This is a genomic window from Viridibacillus sp. d25.2 (assembly GCF_055456015.2).
In genome coordinates this window covers 4,157,956-4,176,995 of the sequence record NZ_CM196652.1, presented here as the reverse complement: position 1 = coordinate 4,176,995, position 19,040 = coordinate 4,157,956, and the positions used below count along the sequence as shown (strand labels likewise).

Here is a 19,040-nt window from a genome sequence, read left to right as displayed (position 1 = left end):
TTGCAGGTGTATGCTTTTATGGGATAATAGTATAATTATGTAATGGTTTACTTTGGAAGAGTAGACAAAGAGGAGGAATTATCAATCGTGCGTATTTTACAGTCAGTTTTTTTTGTTTTTTTGTTATCAGTGGTCTTTAGTCAGGTAACTTTTGCAGAAGAAAACAATATATCGTCAGGTCTCCCTGTCCAAGGGAAGATAAGTTCAAGTAATGATAAAGATATCTATCGATTCACAATGGATAAGGACGGGGAGGCACGTATTATCTTAGATAATACAACGAGTGGATTTTACGCATATCTGTATGACAGCAACGGGAAAGAAGTAACTAGTACCTATACTAGTACGGCTGGATTAAATATTGGTTTTCTTGAATACCTAAAAAAAGGAACTTATTCTGTAGAACTTCAACCTTATCACTGGAGTGCAAATGGAGACACCAGTGGTAGTTATAGACTCAAAGCGACATATGCGGCGTCCACTGTTAAAAGAGATGCTAAAACTTTTGAGCCGAATGATACACTTGAAACATCTATGCCGATTAAATCAGGGAAAATGTATACATCCGACATCTCTTCAACAGATAGGGATGTCTATCAATTTACAACAAAAAAGGACGGGGAGGCATATATTACCTTCGATAATTTGACAGAAGCTTTCTACGTAACTCTGTTTGATAGCAACAGGAAAGAAGTAACTAGTGCCTATACGAGTAGTGCTGGAGGAGAAATAAGTTTACTTACAGACATTCAAAAAGGAACCTATTATATAGTGGTTAACGATTATTGCGAGGAGTGTCAAACTACGAGCGCTAGTTATAGATTAAAAGCGACGTTTGCTTCTACCTTCACAAGAGATGCTAAAACTTTTGAGACGAATGATACGATTGAAACATCTATGCCGATTATTTCAAATAAATACTATAACTCAAGTAGTTTTTCATCACTTGATAGAGATGTTTATAAATTCACAACAAAAAAGGACGGAGAAGCACGTATTACCTTGGATAATACCAAGGCTGGATTTTCCGCATATCTGTATGATAGCAATGGAACTGAAGTAGCTCGTACCTACACCGCAAGGGCGGGAAAAAAAATAACTTTTTCTCCACGGGTCAAAAAAGGAACTTATTATATAGTGATTAATCCTTATGGCTGGGGTGGGAGTGGAATTACAAGCGCTACTTATAGACTAAAGGCAACTTACAAGAATAGAGCAACGGCTCCTTCTGTTCCAACTATAAATAAACTAACAAGTAAATCGGTAAAAGTAACAGGAAAAGGTACAAAGGGAACGACAATCTATGTTTATAACAGCGTTAAGAAGATTGGACGAGGATCTGTTAGTAGTAAAGGAAATTATTCGGTGAAAATCAAAGCGCAAAAGAAAGGCACGGTAGTGCGGGTATATGCGAAGGATAAATACGGAAACAAGAGTAAAAGTAGAACAATCAGAGTAAAATAGCTTTTATTTAAATAAATATGTGTCTTAAAAGATGTGTTATGCAGAGGGAATACTTTTTATAGTATTCCTTCTTTTTCATTCTCTTTTTACTCGTTTATGAAAAGTAGAGGAGAAGTGAGTCAACAGAGGATGAGTGAGTAGAAAAGAAGTTTGTAGCTACGTTATCAATATTGAAATTTAACAGAGCCTTCTTCTTCAACTAACGGTGCAGTTTAGTTGAATAACAACTGTGCTATTACACCTCGGAAATTGGATCTTGCTTGAAATTAAGAAAGATAACTTCTGAGGAGAGTTAGTGTAATATAAATCAATTTAAAGTAGACTCTTTCTCTATCTACGTCTGAAGTTGTATGATATGTTAGGGCTTAAGATGAATGGAAATAATTACAAAAAGATTGTTATATTAATATTAAGAGTTTAAGGTTCGTACTTTTTTCTCTAATTTTTTCTTAATGAAGGGAGAGCGTATATTGAAAGCAGTAATTCAAAAGATTGGTTTCATAAATTGTTTATTAATAGGATTACTTCTAATATTATGGATTAGTGTATTTTTAATTGGAGGTATAGTTGGTGCATATTCGTGGACACTACTCAAACTAGTTCTACCCATAATAGGAGCACTGGGATTGTTAATTAATTTGATACTTATTATCATTTTATTATTTAAAAAAAGCAAAAGTTTAAAGTTAGCTTTTAATGTAATAGTCCATATACTAATGATTTTTCCTATATTAATGACTATGAATATTATTCCTTTTGCTTATCCAAATACAGTTGAACATGCCCAACCATCTGTTACTGTAAATTTCCCTTTAGAGGAACAGACTGTGGTTGGTTGGGGTGGTAATAATGTTAAAGACAATTTACCTCATGCCGTATGGTCATCCGAGAGATGGGCATATGATTTATTAATGGAACCATTTAACATTAATAGTGATAATAACGAAGATTATGGTATTTGGAATAAAATAATTCATTCGCCTGTTTCTGGGGTAGTAATTGCTGCATACGATGGTGAAGATGATATTACACCAGGCTCAGAAGACTTTATTTCATTGGAAGGTAATTACGTATACATAAAAATAAAAGAAACTGGTACTTACCTTTTGCTTAACCATTTGAAAAAAGATAGCCTCTTAGTTAAGGTAGGAGATAAAGTAAAGCCAGGTGATTTATTAGGGCGTGTAGGAAATAGTGGTTCAACTTCAGAGCCACATTTGCATATTCATCATCAAAGACAAAATCCAACCAAGACTATACACCCTATAATAGCAGAAGGACTTCCTTTGTTTTTTAGAGATTTAAATGTTAGTTCAATGCCAAGAAAAGGTGACATTATAATACCCAAAAATTAAATGACAAGTGTTGGTTTTTGTTTAAAATTATGTGCAGTACTGTTAAAGTGCAATAATGAAATAATCAAAATTGTAGACCGTCAATTTATGGCCATTTCTTATAGTGGATTGATTTTACTTCAACAAAGATTGTGAAGTATTGTACTTAAACTAACGGGTGCTTTAGTGAAAAATCATTAAGTTGCAAAGCGGCTTTTTTTCTTGTTTAACTAAAACAACTGTTTAGGCTGTTATAATCTAGTTGTAGGAAAAGAACCTATAAGGTGGTTAATGAAGTGAAAACAAATGCTTTATTTTATAAAATGCAAAAGGAAACTGTTTCTACTGAGGACTATGTAAATTGGTCTTATAACTTATTAGAAAACGATGTGTCATCACCATCTGTAAATATAATTTCTTCATTTTCAAATGGTGAAAATATTTTCCAAGTGGAAGTTTATTTTAAAAGAGCTTTAAGAGAGTTGGGCATACAGAAACCAACCTTTGAGATATGTGCTAGAGCTTATATAGGTCATTTAGCAAATGAAATAATAAAAGAAAATGAGCATTCAGTGATATTTGATTTAGCTTATATGATTTATCGGATTGTTGCTTCGGATTTACATTATCCAGATGATTTGATGGAGTGGTATGAAGTCAGAGAAATAATTGGTGAATTACAATATGGGGATATACATAAAGAGTTTAATGAAGACGGAGTAACATCAAGGATTAAAAATGAGGCAAATATCTTTTTAGGGTTAAATGATTAGTAATTCATCTTTAACTAAAAAGTTCTTTATTTCAAGTATGGGGCGGCACTTTTTCCGAACTAACGACCCAGTTTAGTTGCAGAGGATACACATCTAATAATTTTCCTTATATGATAAAAGTAGTTAATTGGCTTTATTCGGTACATATAGAGCAAAATCCTTTCCAATATATGTTATAAGTAATAATGGACTATAACAGTACTAATAAAGCAGGAATTAACAATGTAGGGAGAGAACCCAATGATTTTAGGTAATCCAATAGCAAGAGGAAATACTGCAAAAATTTATCTTTCCGATAACAAAATAGTAAAAGTTTATAATGATTTTTTGCCAGAAACGGAATCCATAAATGAAGCAAATAAACAAAAATATGCCTACTCATGTGGACTTCCTGTACCTAAGATTTTAGAAGTTACCAAGATAAACGGAGAACAAGCAATCATAATGGAATATGTTAATGGAGAAACATTAGGAGATTTAATGCTCAAAGATAAAGAACAAGCAGAATATTACATGGATATTTCAGTCGATATGCAACTTGAAATTCATAGCATTATTCCAGATGCAATCGAACCAATGTATGATAAATTATACCGTCAAATAGAGACTGTGAATAAATTAGATAAAAGACAAAAATCTTATTTGTTAAAGAAATTGGAATCATTTACATACGAGAATAGACTCTGTCATGGTGACTTTCATTTATATAATTTGATTATGACAGATAACCAAGTGGTAGTTATCGATTGGGTTGATTCGAGTGCCGGAGATATTCGTGCGGATATATATCGGACCTATCTTTTATATTCCCAATTTTCGTCTGAATTAGCTGATATGTATTTGCGACTTTATTGTGAAAAGAGTGGACTTTTAAGGTCTGAAGTTTTTCAATGGGCTCCTATCATTGCTGGAGCAAGATTATCTGAAAGTGTCTCATCGGAGAATTCAGAACGACTTATGGAGATTATAAATCACTACTTCGTATAGTATGACAACACTGTGTGCGTAATTTTACTTAAACTTAAACTAACGTGGCAGTTTAGTTGAAGAAGGATTACAAAATTAAAAATAATTGGAAATGAAATAACTATAGTAACTATATGTTTTATTTGATATATTTTTTAGAATGACATCGTAAGGGAATGACCTATTTGAAACTAATTAAACGATTTATTTTAAACCGCCCCGCTGAAAAGCGACATGCATATTTTTATGGTATGGTTGCAACGGATGAACAGGTGTGGTTACTACGCGACGAAAACGGCGACTTATTACTAATAGAAGACGAAGATGAATATCCATTATTACTACCGGTTTGGCCACGCAGAAGCTTTGCTGAAATGATGGCTGCCAATTTAGAAGAGTCATATGAAGCGTTCAACATACCACTTTCGATTTTTCTAGACGATTTACTTGTTGATGTTGAAAATGATGGTGGTGCCGCATCAATTTTCCCAAACGAAAACGATACAATCATTCAAACACGTGATGAAATAAAGGAAATGATTCTCAATTTATAACAAGCAGACTGGAGATTATACAGAATTTATATAAGGGTGGAATTCCAATGAAGGAAAAAATAGTGAAGTACATAGAAAATAATTTCCCTAACTTAACAAGCGATTTGCATCTAAGGTTCGAACTAGGTGACCCATATAAAAATGGAACTGAAGAAAGAATTAATCAAGTTGTTACAAGAGTTACCACATTGTTTGAAGAAGTGTTCAAGCCGGATGATTTTATTTATCTTTATATAAAAGATTGGGATGTAACAGAGGATATTATGTTTGGAAATAACACTCCAGAATACCTGTATGATTTATTAAGTAAACAAAATATAGAAGAGGAAACTTTGTTCGATATAGATGAGGATTATGATGAGTTAACGGGTCAAACAATAGAAATAAAAAATGAATTCAAAGTGAAATTTGTATACTCACAATTAAAGTCTATTAGTTATAAGGAGGTACTGGGAGGTATAGGGAATTATGAACAAGGAAGAGATCCTTCTATTGGAGAATCTGTATATTTTATTAGCACTGAAAAGGACATAATATTTCACATGTATGACGACCGTGGATGTGATGTTTTTGGCTTAAATAAAGATACTCTTGTACCCTTATACCGTAAGTTTAGAAAGTGGATTTTAGACTATAACCGTATTGAAATAGACGCCACCTTTGAAGAAGGTTTATTTAATTATTATGAAACTACCGAGGAAAAAGAAAAAAGGCTTAGAGAAAACAGACTAAAAGTAAAAGAAACTAAAATTAACTTATTTCAGGACAATACATGTCACATTACTCATGCTCTTGCCATACCAAATGAATATGCAGAAGAATGTATCAATGAAATAGGTGAAACAGGATTTAATATCGCTATCAATAATAAAAATAGCGAGTGTACTAATATTAAAGCAACAAAAACAGAGGCTTTGGCACTTGTTGATTATCAAACTGAGCTTATGTCTTTATATTCAAAAAAATATAAAGGTGAGTATACAGGTTGGTCAGTTAAAGAAGCTTTTTAATTAGAAAATCCTTATTCCTTATTGTACGAACGGGGTGCTTTACTTCAAGAAGGAGTGAAGCCTTTTTTTATTGAACTAACGATGAAGGTTAGTTCAATAAGATAATGATAAAATAAAGGGGAAATTAGTTAGGATAATAAATGGGTACTACATGCACCTTGTTGTCATTGATGTTAGAACAAAAAAGACTGATCCAATAAATCGGACCAAGCCTTATAGGATATAATTGTTTTATCAACTGACAGAAAAACGCCAGTCTCATATCTCACAAGCCCATATTTAAGGTTAAATTAATTGAACTACTTAAAACTCCTTTCGTTGGTATATAACAGTGGTAGTCCCCCAAGAAATAAAATAGACTAACATAATAACAAGTGTCCCTCCTGTGTATAAAACCGGGATGGGTAAGTTAACAATAAAATCAGTTATTGCTGTTAAATGTTCAGCTAAAAACAATACAATAGCCGGCCCTATAGTTGCTAAAAGGAGAAAGCTAATTAATACAACCATTGAAATATAGCCTGGTTTTAATATATAAAACAATGGAAAGGTTAACGCGGCAAATAATAAGAATAAGCTACTACCAATCGCAATATCAATCATTGTAAACGGTTTATTTAAAGCAAATAATGCTAGACTTGTCACCCCAATTGCTAAAACCATATAAACAATAGCACCAAGATAGCGTGATGCGATAATTTCCGTACGTGTATAAGGTAAGGAATTTAATAATATGTTTGTTTCTACTTTTTCATCGTAAGCATAAGTATTAAAGGGAATAAAAATACTGGCAATGAGAAAAGTCAAAGCTGGATGTTTGTCCATAATGATAAAGAATAAGATACAAGGAATAAAAAATAATAGGTGCCTTTTCTGTAGTATGACATCACGTCTGATTAAATTAAACATGGTGTATACCGCCTTTCAAGTAATACATGATATCTTCCAGAGAGGGACGTTCAATGACAACTGTGTCTCCGAATGTATTTTTTACTTCTTTAATATTATCCGTTAATGCTTCAAATCCCGTTGATGAACGGTGAATATGAACAAAGTCCTTTTCCGTGTCTCTATCCAAAAGATCCATTCCTCCTTTAACGAGCGCATAGTTTTCAGCTACATCGTGAATGGACTGATTAAATACTAATTCCCCATTATGCATAAAAGCTATATGATCTGCGATACGATCTAAATCTGTAGTAATATGCGTAGAGAAGAATATGGTACGATTAGCTTCAATCATTAATTCCTGTAAAAGATCCAATAGCTCTCGTCTAAAAATGGGGTCTAAGCCTGCTGTTGGTTCATCCATGATAATCAGCTCTGCATGATGAGATAGTGCTATTGCCAATGAAGCTTTCATTTGCATCCCTTTTGAGAAAGTTTTGATCGCTTTATTAAGCGGTAATTTGAATTGCTCAACATAGTGATAAAATAAAGTATCATCCCATTGTTTGTAAGCTGGTGCAACTATACGTTTTATATCTTTTAAGTTCAACCCTTCAAAAAAAATATTGCCATCGTAGACAAATCCAATTCTTTCTTTGATAGCCTTCTCATGCGTCTTGTAGTCCAACCCGAAAAGCTTAACTTCTCCGGCATCCGGCTTTAATAGATTCATCATCATCTTTATCGTTGTCGACTTACCAGCTCCATTTTCTCCAATGAATCCAGTTACAAAGCCTTGCTTCACTTGTAAATTAAGATTTTTAACGGAAAATTCTTTAAATTGCTTCGTTACATTTTTTAATTCAACCACATTTTCCATTCATTTCACTCCTCATATAAAATCTTCAATAATTGCTTCAGCTCATCAAGTGAAAGGCCAATTTCTCTGCTATTTGTTATGACCGCACTCAGTTGCTCCTCAATGACCTTTAGCTTCTTCTCTCTTATAACCTCTAAATTTTGCTCTGCGACAAAAGAACCTTTCCCGACAATGGAATAGATAAAGCCCGCCTTCTCCAATTCCTCATAGGCACGTTTCGTCGTTATAACACTAATTTGTAAATCCTTTGCGAGGTTACGCATAGAAGGTATTGCTGACCCCTCCTGTAATTCACCTGCTAAAATAGACGACTTAACTTGACTCGTAATTTGCTCATAAATCGGCTCCTTTGAACTGTTGGAAATAATAATTTGCATGCTAATCCCTCTTCTTTATCTTTTTGAAAACATACTTGAAATAATGTCGTGAACTGCTTGAATCAGTATAGCAATAACGTGAATTGTCATGAACATATTAAAAAATGGAAAGGAATAAGGGGCAATCCATTTAGTAAAGAGCTTCAAGCCCAAAATCCATCTTACTAACCTGGTAAATAAGTTATCACTATCGTTCACGTTTGGCTCCAGGAAAGTGCCATCAATGGCTATAAAGATCAATTGAACAATAAAAAATATACCAAAGATGATCACCCAGCGTTTTGCTAGATTAATATTATGCGTTTTTTTTATGCCTATCATTTGAACACTTCTCCTCTCTTAGAGTGTTGGTTGTTACTTCTTCATTAATTGTCATTTAAGAACGATTTACATATAATTACCCGCATCCGTATATAATGTATATATTCTATATTCACATTATATACACACGTGTAAGGGTATGCAACCTTCTTTTTTTGAAAAAGAAAGAAAATTAAAATGAATATAAAAACAAAGTCTATCTAAATTTAACAAAAGAAACCTCTAGAAAAAGATTAATCAAAAAGAGGTGCCTCTTTTGTTTAAGTGTGTGATTTTTGGTGTTTTCATAAGTTGAAAAAGAAAAATGGAGTTCCTATCAGGCTCCTTGTTTGTTTATTTTTTGTTCGATCTGCCTTACGAAAGTTGATTTTGGAAAAAATAGCATAATGTTTCTTAATGATTATCAAAGAGTAGAAGGTGGTACTACTGCGGTGAAGTGGAGTAGTATCCAGGAACTGAACAAGGAAAGTCAACGCATGGGAATTTTTCTGGTAGGTGATTTATCGAAAGTAGATTTAAAAGTACTCGAGACGCGTTCTGGTATTATGGGTAATCAGCTTTATCATCATGCTTGGAGCCATAATGGATCAGCTGCGCTCTCGCTATGGCCCGACTCCTCTTTTATGTGCGGTCTCATATACAAAAGTAGGTACTACTGTCGCACACTCGAAATTGCTGGGAAGTCACAAAAAGTAATGTTGTGTATATTTATTCAATACCCATTTTATTGATATACACTATTTGAATAATGATTGTATAAAGTAATGGGGTAGTGAAGGTTTGTGGGTATGTGGATAAATGGCTAACGTCTATAAAATGAATAAAAATAGGTCTAGTTATGCACAACTTATGCACTAAATCCACAATATGAAGCAATTCACATAAAAAGAATTACTGTAATAATGAATGTGAAAAATTAATGCAGTAAAAGCATCTATACACTAGTGTAGGTGCCTAGGTTGAAGATAAAAAGATAGTTGGATTGAGCTCATTCCAACTACCTCTAATTGGTCAGGTTCATGATTTTCGTTTCTCGTCACCAATTTCCAACACCTCAAGATTATTCTTACTTCAATTATTAGAAATGAATGAGTTGTAGAAAAGAAGAAGGTAGCATTTTATTGTTTTGGAGAAGTGTCCGCTCGCCTGCGGAAAGTGAACGGTAAGCTTCGGAAAATCATTAGCTTCAATGCCAGTTGATGATTTTATGTTTACTCATATAAATTCCCTGAAAACATAGGATGATAATAGGTTTTTGTGCAGATAACAAAGAGTGCTAGACTAAAATATTGCTCAAGTATGTTAATAACAATGACATAGATGAATGAAGATAAGGGGGAAGTGGGAGTGAATTATGGAGGGTTTTGGATCCGTTTCTTAGCGACAATAATCGATACAGCTGTCGTTATGGTGGTAACAGCGCTAATTGGAGTCGTTTTAAAAGTTCCAAAAGGAGTTATATCTGAAATGGTATTTGGAGATGAGTTATATCTATCGACTCACCCGTTATATAGCTTGCTCCTCATTATAGTTGGTATCTTATATTTCGTTGGTCTACCAGCAACACCATGGAGAGGTACTGTCGGGAAAAAAGTGCTCGGTTTAGAAATTGTTGATACAAACGGCGATACAATCTCTATTTTCCGCAGTATCATTCGGAATATTGCTCGAATCTTCAGTAGTCTTTTGCTTGGTCTTGGTTACGTAATAGCCGCGTTCCACCCGCAAAAACGAGCCCTGCATGATTTGATTGCAAATACTTATGTAATTGATGTTGGGAAGCAGATGAGTTACTACCAGTTAGTGAAAAGTAGTGATGGATAGGTTGATTTTATAAAATTCTTTGGTAGTTATATAAAGAACTAAATGAAAAAATCTTAAAAATCATTCGAAGAAAGTGGGGTTTAAAGTAATTAACGAGGTAATTTCAACTAAAAGAAATAAATTTAAACAATATGTATAAAACTCACCCAAAAAGCTCAATACTATACCAACTCCCCATTGGAATGTAAAAATTCCATCCCTAAAAAACCACCCTCCCCCGGGTGGTTTTTTACTTTGCTTCGAAACTTACCTTCATTTCTTTAAAAGAATAAAATAATAAATGTTTTTGTAGCCCTCTAGCTTTTGCGATGGCTGCGTGTGCTTCTTTTTCAAATGTCCGGAAATCTTGCTGTTCATAGGCGATTAGTCCTTCGATGGAATGTGGCATCCATTCTTTTTTTAGGTTGGGTATGAGTGCTTTTGCTGTATCGAAGTTGCCGAGTAACGTTTCGATGTGTGCGATAGTATAACTGCGAATAGGTTCTTTTTGGAGCTGCTTCGCTTCTGTTAAAGCAGTTTCAAAATCTTTCTCGAGAATGGCTAGTAAAGAGCGGTAGTTGTGTTGAGTGTCCTGTTGTTTATAACTGCTAAGTATTTTTTGTAAGCTTAATTTTTGTTCTGTTACGGTTTCGTGTGCAACTGCGTATAGGTAAGCGAATATAGGTTTTGTTTTGTGCTTTGTTACAAAACGATCAATTTTGCTAATGTTGTTGGACCACAGCGAAGCGTTGTAGTTAGGGAACATTGTAAGAGCGAAAACATACATAAATAGTAAGGTGAAAACAATGACTATAGGTACATTCATTATAAGGAGGAATGTACAGATGATGATTGCGGTTAAATAGATCATAGTTAGATTAAATAAATGCATTGATGACACTCCTTTAATTCATTATAAAATAAAAAACTAATAAATGTATCGTGAAACTAACTGTCCTGTGTGCAAAAACGATTATTGTGTTTTAGAAACATACATTGTATAATGAAATCAATTAAAACATTGATAAATCAACGTATTTTTACATTTATTTGTATTCTCTAGGAGTACATTTGTAATTTCTAGAAGAATGTATTTCCTGAAAATACAATTGTTTATTGGGTGAGGAGGATTTTTAGATGAAGAAAATTATGATAACCGGTGCGTGCGGTCAAATTGGGTCAGAGTTAGTATCTAAACTGCGTGAAGCATATGGGACAGAAAATGTTTTAGCAACAGATATTCGCAAACCAGCTACACAAACGGGACCATTTGAAATGCTAGATGTTATGGATGCGGAGCGCATGAATGACATAGCGAAGGATTTTGGGGCAGACACTTTAATGCATATGGCTGCGTTATTATCGGCAACTGCAGAAGCTAAACCGTTATTTGCTTGGAACTTGAATATGGGGGGACTGGTCAATGCGTTAGAAGTCGCACGTGAACAAAATCTACAATTTTTCACACCAAGTTCAATCGGTGCATTTGGACCTTCTACGCCCAAAAACAATACACCACAAGATACTTTACAACGCCCTACAACGATGTATGGTGTAAACAAAGTAGCAGGTGAATTATTATGTGATTACTATTTCCAACGTTTTGGTGTAGATACTCGCGGCGTACGTTTCCCGGGATTAATCTCTTATGTAACTCCTCCTGGTGGCGGTACAACAGATTATGCGGTTGATATATACTATAAAGCGATTTCTGAAGGAAAGTATACTTCATATATCGCACAGGGCTCATACATGGATATGATGTATATGCCAGATGCGTTGCAAGCAATTGTAGATTTAATGGAAGCAGATCCTGAGAAATTAATACATCGCAATGCATTCAATGTAACAGCTATGAGTTTTGAGCCTGAGGAAATTGCTGCTTCAATCCGCAAGCATATACCTAATTTTAAAATGGCTTATGAAGTCGATCCAATCCGTCAAGCCATTGCAGATAGTTGGCCAAATTCTATTGATGCAAGCGCTGCACAAGAAGAATGGGGTTTTAAAGCAAAATACGACTTAGATGCGATGACAGCAGATATGTTAAAAAAGTTACAAGAGAAAGAAACTAAAACTGCTTAATAGTTAGACATTTAATAGAGCTGTATCTTCTTAATTGAAGGTACGGCTTTTTTTATTGGTGAAGACAAGTATTTTAATAGGCGGAACTGCATATTGTAATGGGATGCTAGATTTGGAATTATTCTCTTTTAATTAATATTTCCTCTCGAAAATGTTCCTTTTTAATAGTTTTATAATAGCGCTTACATGTATAATTGTGTAAAGTTAAGTTGTTAGAAAAGTTAGATAATTCATATTTTGAAAGGGGATAATCTATGAATTTAACTACGCCTTTAGTGTTAAATGCAAACCGTCATCCACATAAAATGTGTGTAACCTGTGAAGGAAGATCTTATTCATACCAACAATTTAATGAAGAAGTAAATAAATTAGCAAATGGCCTTATTGCACTAGGTTTAAAACATGATGAAAAAGTGGGTCTATTTATGAAAAACTCAGATCACTTCGCAATTGCTCTCTATGCTATTTGGAAAGCTGGTGGAGTAGTTGTTCCTATAAATTTTCATTTAGTAACGCCTGAGGTGGCTTATATTTTGGAACAATCTGAATGCAAAATGTTGTTCTGTGATGCCAATTTAGAAGAAATCACAGCCAAGGCCAATAAAGGACATAATGGCTTGGAGCAAATTATTGTTCAAAATGAAGCAAAACTTCAAGGGCATTTATCATGGGATCAAGTTTTTAGTGCCAATTGTGCTGAACCGGATGTGGTTGTACTAAATACGGATAATGCCGAAATTTTATATACATCTGGGACGACTGGTAGACCAAAGGGGGCCTTATTTGATCATCAGAGAATCATGAATGTGAACATGAATTTTTTAGTGATGAAGAAGATGTCATCAGACGATGTGTTTTTACATTTAGCACCACTTTTCCATTCTGCACAGTTAAATGGATTTTTAACAACCGCTATTTACCTCGGTGCGTCGAATGTTATTCATCGAGATTTTAATCCAGTAAAGACATTAGAGGAGATTGAAGAGCATAAGATTTCAGTGTTTTTCGGCGTACCGACTATGTACAACGCCATGGTACATGTACAAGAAAATCATTATGATCTCTCATCCGTACGTGTTTGTGGATATGGAGCGGCGCCAATGGCACCAGCACTTGTAGAGCGTGCAATTGCGTTATTTGGAACAGATCAATTTTATAATTTATGTGGACTTACAGAAGCAGGGCCAGGGGGAATCTTCTTAACACCTGAAGCTCATAAAACAAAGCTTGGCGCAGGTGGTAAGGCTATGTACTTAACGAACGTCCGTGTTGTTACAGATAATATGGAGGATGTTAAAACAGGTGAGGTAGGAGAGTTTGTGATGAAGGGCGAAACGATTATGAAAGAATATTATCGTAAACCTGAGGAAACACAACGTACATTTTCAGATGGATGGTTATTAACGGGGGACATGGCGGTGATTGATGATGATGGATTTATCACCGTAGTGGATCGTAAAAAGGACATGATTATATCAGGTGGCGAAAATGTCTATTCCGTTGAGGTCGAGCAAGTTTTAAATAGCCATCCTGAAATTTTAGAAGCTGCAACAATTGGCATACCAGATGAAAAATGGGGGGAAATCGTTGTAGGTATTATCGTATCAAAAGATGATCGAACTCTAAACGAAGAAGATATTAAAAGTTTCTGTAGTGAGAGATTAGCAGCTTATAAGATTCCCAAGAGGTTTTTGTATACAAAAGTATTACCACGTAATGCTTCAGGGAAAATATTGAAATATCAATTACGTGAAGAAATGAAATAGGAGTGAGAGCTATGAATGAGGTAGTAATAGTTGCAGCAGTACGTACAGCTGTTGGACGCAGAAAAGGTGCGCTTAGTAATACAAGACCGGATGAACTAGCAGCAGTTGTCCTTGAAGAAGTAATGCAAAGAGCTGGAGTAGAAAAAGCGGCAGTGGAGGATGTAATTTTAGGTTGTGTCACGCAATCGGGTGAGCAAGGAGGCAATATCGCGAGAACAGCTGCATTAATCGCAGGATTTCCAATCGAAGTACCAGGAGTAACAATTGACCGTCAATGTGGTTCAAGTCAGCAAGCTGTACACTTTGCCTCGCAAGCAATATTATCCGGTGATATGGATATCGTCATTGCAGGGGGCGTGGAAAGCATGACGCGTGAACCAATGTTTTCTAATATGCGAGAGGCTAAAGCAAGTGTAAGGCTAACGGAGCAATATGAATTGATCAGTCAAGGATTATCAGCAGAACGGATTGCTAAAGAGTGGGGAATATCCCGTGAAGAGCTCGACGCTTATTCAGTTGCTAGTCACCATAAGGCATTAAAAGCTATTCATAATGGTTACTTCGAAAAGGAAATTGTACCGATTGAAGTACAAGATAATCAAGGTGATAGTTATATATTTCAAGAAGATGAAGGTCCAAGAGCAGATACAACAGGAGAAATTTTAGCAGGACTGAAAACTATTTTTGATGAAAATGGTGTCATTACAGCTGGTAACGCAAGTCAAATGAGCGACGGTGCTTCAGCGGTGCTGTTGATGTCTAAAGCAAAAGCAGATGAACTGGGTGTTAAACCACTAGCACGGGTAATCGCCCGTTCGGTTGTTGGCTCAGATCCAACATTGATGTTGACGGGGCCAATTGCTGCGACGCATAAAGTATTACAAAAGGCAGATTTAACAATGGATGATTTATCAGTCTATGAAGTAAACGAAGCCTTTGCGCCAGTGCCTCTTGCGTGGCTTCAAGATATGGGCGGAGACCCTGAAAAGTTAAACCCAAATGGAGGTGCTATTGCACTTGGCCATCCATTAGGTGCAACGGGTACGAAATTACTTGTATCGATGCTGCACCACTTAGAGCGCACAGGCAGCAGATATGGTTTGCTCGCTATTTGTGAAGGAATGGGTATGGCAAACGCTACAATTATTGAGCGTTATCAATCATAGTTTATTTCAGAAAGGGAGATGAAAATGGAGCTAAAACATATAACTGCAATCGTAACAGGTGGCGCTTCTGGAATGGGAGAAGCAACAGTACGTCATATAACTGCAGCTGGTGGTAAAGCCATTATTTTCGACATGAATGAAGAAAAAGGACACGCGCTAGCAAAAGAACTTGGAGCAGATACTGCTCTGTTTTTAAAAACAAATGTCTCCAATGCTACAGAGGTAGAGGGGAATTTAGCAATTGCACTTGAGAAATTTGGCAGCATTCATGTAGTGATAAATTGTGCAGGTATTGCAACACCGGGCAAGGTATTATCGAAAAAAGGTCCGCATTCTTTAAAGCAATTTGAACAAGTACTACAGGTGAATTTAGTTGGTACATTTAACATGATTCGCTTAGCAGCAGACGCTATGCAGCATAACGAGGCAGATTTAGATGGTCAACGAGGAGTCATTATTAATACTGCTTCAGTTGCAGCATATGAGGGGCAAATTGGTCAAGCAGCTTATAGTGCATCGAAAGGTGGCATTGTGGGTATGACCTTGCCCATTGCACGTGAGTTAGCTTCAATTGGCGTGCGTGTGATGACGATTGCACCAGGATTAGTAGAAACGCCATTATTTGCAGGATTACCAGAAAATGCACAGAAGGCACTCGCTGATTTAACACCATTCCCTCAGCGTTTAGGAAAGCCGTCGGAATATGCTCAGTTAGTTAAAAGTATTATTCAAAATACAATGTTAAATGGTGAAGTAATTCGACTAGATGGAGCCGTTCGATTACAGCCGAGATAGCCAATATTAAGGGGGACAAGCTATGAGGAGATATCGTTTTGAAACTACAGAGCACGAACTATTTCGCAAGTCCTTACGCAAGTTTTTGGAAGATGAAGCAGTGCCACATTATGAAACCTGGGAACGAGATAAGCTTATTCCTACTTCCTTTTGGAAAAAGCTCGGTGACATGGGCTTTTTATGTCCTCAAGTCGAGGAACAGTTCGGTGGACTCGATTTGGATTTCAGTTTCGGTTTAATTATCGGAGAGGAGTTGGAACGAGTTGGTGCAGGTCTATCAGGCGTTGGACTACATAATGATATCGTTGTTCCTTATATAGAGGCATACGGCACAGCAGAGCAGAAGAAAAAATGGCTACCAAAATGCGTGACAGGCGATGTCATTACTGCAATTGCTATGACCGAACCTGGAACGGGATCAGATTTAGCGAATATAAAAACAACGGCGATTCGAGAAGGGGACCATTATATTGTAAATGGTCAAAAAACCTTTATCACAAATGGTATAAATAGTAATTTAGTCGTTGTTGCTGTTAAAACAAACCCACATGCAGAGCGTAAGCATCAAGGTGTGAGTCTATTAGTCATAGAAGAAGGGACACCAGGGTTTACGAAAGGGCGAAAGTTGGACAAGGTCGGCATGCATTCTCAAGATACAGCTGAGCTCTACTTTGAAGATTGTAAAGTTCCGATAGAAAATTTATTAGGTACTGAAGGCAAAGGTTTTCAATATTTAATGGAAAAATTACAGCAAGAGCGCCTTGTAGTAGCCATCTCTGCTCAAATTGCAGCTGAAGATATGCTGGAAATGACAATAGACTATATTAAATCAAGACAAGCATTTGGTAAAGCCATCAGCTCTTTCCAAAATACACAGTTTAAAATCGCTGAAATGGCGACGAAAATTGAACTCGGTAAAGCATTTCTTGAATCCTTAATAGAAGATCATTTAGCTGGTAAAGACGTCGTAACCAAAGTATCGATGGCAAAATACTGGATAACCGAAAGTGCCAGAGATATTTCAGTACAATGCATGCAACTACACGGTGGTTACGGTTATATGGAAGAATATAAGATTGCTAGACGCTTCCGAGACATCCCAGTAGCATCTATTTACGCAGGAACAAACGAAGTCATGAAAATGATTATTGCAAAAAATATCGGTTTATAAGCATTGCTTTTAAATAAAATCATATTACTTAATCAAAGGGGAGTAGGACTATTATGATGCAAACACCATTAGTACTAACTGATTTTGTAAAACGTGCAGAGAGATATTTTCCGAAAAAATTAATCATTTCTAGAACGAGTGAAACGATGATTCATCGTATTACTTATAAAGAGTTTGGGCAACGTACAAGAAAATTGTCTGAAGCATTAACAAAACTGGGGATGACAAAGGGAACAAAGGTTGGCTCATTAGCGTGGAATCATCACCGTCATTTAGAGGCGTATTTCGGCGTGCCATGTGCTGGAGCCATTCTCCATATGATTAATATCCGCCTGTCACCAGAGCATATTGTGTATATTATCAATCATGCAGAGGATGAAATATTACTAGTAGATAGCGATATTTTCCCGTTGATTGCACAAGCTGCACCATTATTAAAAACAGTTAAGCACTTCGTTGTTATGCAAGACGGAACAGACTTACCTGAAACAAATTTAGTAAACGTACACTCTTACGAAAAACTGCTTGAAGAGGCATCCGGTTCTTATGAATTCCCTGATGATTTGGATGAGAATTTACCTGCAGGCATGTGCTACACGAGTGCCACAACTGGCTTCCCAAAAGGAGTCGTTTACACACATCGTAGTCTGGTGCTACAAAGCTTAGCGCTTGGTCTCGCAGACTCGCTTGGTATTCGTGAGAGTGATATAGCCATGCCAGTCGTACCAATGTTCCATGTAAATGCATGGGGTATGCCATTTGCAGCAGTGAATTTTGGTACAACACAAGTATTACCTGGCCCAATGTTCACTCCGCAGCTACTACTCGATTTAATCGAGCAAGAAAAAGTAACATTAACGGCAGGTGTCCCGACGATTTGGCTTGGCGTATTAAATGAACAAGAGCATAATCCGCGCGATTTATCGTCATTACGCGTCATCGTCTGTGGTGGATCTGCCTCACCAAAAGGTTTAATTTGCGCCTTCGAGGAAAAATACAAAGTGCCATTTATCGTCGGTTACGGTATGACCGAAACGACACCACTTGTCAGTCTATCCACATACACAACGGAAATGGAAAATTGGTCAATGGACGATAAAATTAATATTCGTGCCACACAAGGCTTAACGACATCACTCATCGAAACACGTGTCGTCAACGAAAAAGGAGAAGTTCCATGGGATGGCAAAACAATGGGTGAGCTAACTGTTCGTGGACCATGGGTTGCTGATGAATACTATAAGGATGATCGTACAGAAGAGGCCTTCAAAAACGGCTGGTTATATACAGGTGATATTGCCGTCATGACACCAGAAGGTTATATCAAAATTACAGATCGTACAAAAGACTTGATTAAGAGCGGTGGGGAATGGATCTCATCTGTAGATTTAGAAAATGCTCTTATGACACATGAAGCAGTGTATGAAGCCGCAGTTATCGCGGTTCCAGATGAAAAATGGCAAGAACGCCCATTAGCATGTGTTGTCTTAAAAGAAGATAGTGATGTTACAAAGGAAGAACTTCTTTCTTATTTGGAAGGGCAATTTGCAAAATGGTGGGTACCAGATCATGTGGTTTTCTTAACAGAAATTCCAAAAACGTCAGTCGGTAAATTCTTAAAGGCAAAATTACGTGATGAAGTGAAGAATTACCAGCTTTAAATAAAAAGAGACAATCTCAACTTGAG

Annotated in this window: 18 protein-coding genes; 13 read left to right on the top strand and 5 right to left on the bottom strand. The window is 36.1% G+C overall.

Features of this window, described 5'->3' with window-relative positions; translation table 11 throughout:
- Positions 1 to 87 precede the first annotated feature (87 nt).
- The 6 genes from ACZLO7_RS20470 (at position 88) to ACZLO7_RS20445 (ending at position 6,101) form a co-directional block, all read left to right on the top strand.
- The gene (locus ACZLO7_RS20470; protein WP_038189242.1) at positions 88 to 1,464 is read left to right on the top strand and encodes an Ig-like domain-containing protein; all 1,377 of its coding nucleotides are present in this window, start codon (positions 88 to 90) and stop codon (positions 1,462 to 1,464) included.
- A 470-nt stretch (positions 1,465 to 1,934) separates the two neighbouring features.
- Positions 1,935 to 2,819 carry a M23 family metallopeptidase gene (locus ACZLO7_RS20465; protein WP_464937932.1) on the top strand — a complete coding sequence of 295 codons (885 nt, stop codon included), beginning with the start codon at positions 1,935 to 1,937 and terminating at the stop codon, positions 2,817 to 2,819.
- A gap of 275 nt (positions 2,820 to 3,094) precedes the next feature.
- Positions 3,095 to 3,571 (top strand): hypothetical protein, encoded by a 477-nt coding sequence (locus ACZLO7_RS20460; RefSeq protein ID WP_464937933.1) that lies wholly within the window; start codon positions 3,095 to 3,097, stop codon positions 3,569 to 3,571.
- A gap of 240 nt (positions 3,572 to 3,811) precedes the next feature.
- Positions 3,812 to 4,558 carry a phosphotransferase family protein gene (locus ACZLO7_RS20455; RefSeq protein WP_464937934.1) on the top strand — a complete coding sequence of 249 codons (747 nt, stop codon included), beginning with the start codon at positions 3,812 to 3,814 and terminating at the stop codon, positions 4,556 to 4,558.
- Positions 4,559 to 4,722: 164 nt separating this feature from the next.
- Entirely contained in the window at positions 4,723 to 5,091 is a 369-nt protein-coding gene (locus ACZLO7_RS20450; protein WP_464937935.1) for a DUF2750 domain-containing protein, read from the top strand.
- Positions 5,092 to 5,138: 47 nt separating this feature from the next.
- The gene (locus tag ACZLO7_RS20445) at positions 5,139 to 6,101 is read left to right on the top strand and encodes a DUF3885 domain-containing protein (protein WP_464937936.1); all 963 of its coding nucleotides are present in this window, start codon (positions 5,139 to 5,141) and stop codon (positions 6,099 to 6,101) included.
- 303 nt (positions 6,102 to 6,404) lie between these two features.
- Here the strand turns inward: ACZLO7_RS20445 and ACZLO7_RS20440 are convergent, their stop codons facing one another.
- From ACZLO7_RS20440 to ACZLO7_RS20425, 4 genes are read right to left on the bottom strand one after another with little or no spacing between them, the layout of a single operon-like run.
- Positions 6,405 to 7,010: an ABC-2 transporter permease gene (locus ACZLO7_RS20440; RefSeq protein ID WP_464937937.1), complete on the bottom strand. Its 606-nt coding sequence runs from the start codon at positions 7,008 to 7,010 to the stop codon at positions 6,405 to 6,407.
- The gene (locus ACZLO7_RS20435; RefSeq protein WP_464937938.1) at positions 7,003 to 7,869 is read right to left on the bottom strand and encodes an ABC transporter ATP-binding protein; all 867 of its coding nucleotides are present in this window, start codon (positions 7,867 to 7,869) and stop codon (positions 7,003 to 7,005) included. The genes ACZLO7_RS20440 and ACZLO7_RS20435 overlap by 8 nt, the downstream gene beginning before the upstream one ends.
- Before the next feature lie 5 nt (positions 7,870 to 7,874).
- Complete coding sequence (locus ACZLO7_RS20430; RefSeq protein ID WP_464937939.1) at positions 7,875 to 8,246, bottom strand: GntR family transcriptional regulator; 372 nt, start codon at positions 8,244 to 8,246, stop codon at positions 7,875 to 7,877.
- A gap of 15 nt (positions 8,247 to 8,261) precedes the next feature.
- Complete coding sequence (locus ACZLO7_RS20425; RefSeq protein WP_464937940.1) at positions 8,262 to 8,567, bottom strand: YfzA family protein; 306 nt, start codon at positions 8,565 to 8,567, stop codon at positions 8,262 to 8,264.
- Between the two features lie 1,347 nt (positions 8,568 to 9,914).
- Here ACZLO7_RS20425 and ACZLO7_RS20420 point away from each other — a divergent pair.
- Entirely contained in the window at positions 9,915 to 10,391 is a 477-nt protein-coding gene (locus ACZLO7_RS20420; RefSeq protein ID WP_464937941.1) for an RDD family protein, read from the top strand.
- Between the two features lie 229 nt (positions 10,392 to 10,620).
- On the opposite strand, the gene ACZLO7_RS20415 is transcribed toward ACZLO7_RS20420, so the two are convergent.
- Entirely contained in the window at positions 10,621 to 11,262 is a 642-nt protein-coding gene (locus ACZLO7_RS20415) for a hypothetical protein (RefSeq protein WP_464937942.1), read from the bottom strand.
- Between the two features lie 245 nt (positions 11,263 to 11,507).
- On the opposite strand from ACZLO7_RS20415, the gene ACZLO7_RS20410 reads away from it, so the two are divergent.
- The 6 genes from ACZLO7_RS20410 (at position 11,508) to ACZLO7_RS20385 (ending at position 19,014) form a co-directional block, all read left to right on the top strand.
- Complete coding sequence (locus ACZLO7_RS20410; protein ID WP_464937943.1) at positions 11,508 to 12,455, top strand: L-threonine 3-dehydrogenase; 948 nt, start codon at positions 11,508 to 11,510, stop codon at positions 12,453 to 12,455.
- A gap of 254 nt (positions 12,456 to 12,709) precedes the next feature.
- Entirely contained in the window at positions 12,710 to 14,221 is a 1,512-nt protein-coding gene (locus ACZLO7_RS20405) for a class I adenylate-forming enzyme family protein (RefSeq protein ID WP_464937944.1), read from the top strand.
- A gap of 11 nt (positions 14,222 to 14,232) precedes the next feature.
- Positions 14,233 to 15,387 (top strand): thiolase family protein, encoded by a 1,155-nt coding sequence (locus tag ACZLO7_RS20400; protein WP_464937945.1) that lies wholly within the window; start codon positions 14,233 to 14,235, stop codon positions 15,385 to 15,387.
- Between the two features lie 24 nt (positions 15,388 to 15,411).
- On the top strand, positions 15,412 to 16,182 hold the full coding sequence (locus ACZLO7_RS20395; protein ID WP_464937946.1) for a 3-hydroxyacyl-CoA dehydrogenase: 771 nt from the start codon (positions 15,412 to 15,414) through the stop codon (positions 16,180 to 16,182).
- Between the two features lie 22 nt (positions 16,183 to 16,204).
- On the top strand, positions 16,205 to 17,353 hold the full coding sequence (locus tag ACZLO7_RS20390) for an acyl-CoA dehydrogenase family protein (RefSeq protein ID WP_464937947.1): 1,149 nt from the start codon (positions 16,205 to 16,207) through the stop codon (positions 17,351 to 17,353).
- Between the two features lie 53 nt (positions 17,354 to 17,406).
- Entirely contained in the window at positions 17,407 to 19,014 is a 1,608-nt protein-coding gene (locus tag ACZLO7_RS20385) for a long-chain fatty acid--CoA ligase (protein ID WP_464937948.1), read from the top strand.
- Positions 19,015 to 19,040: the final 26 nt, after the last annotated feature.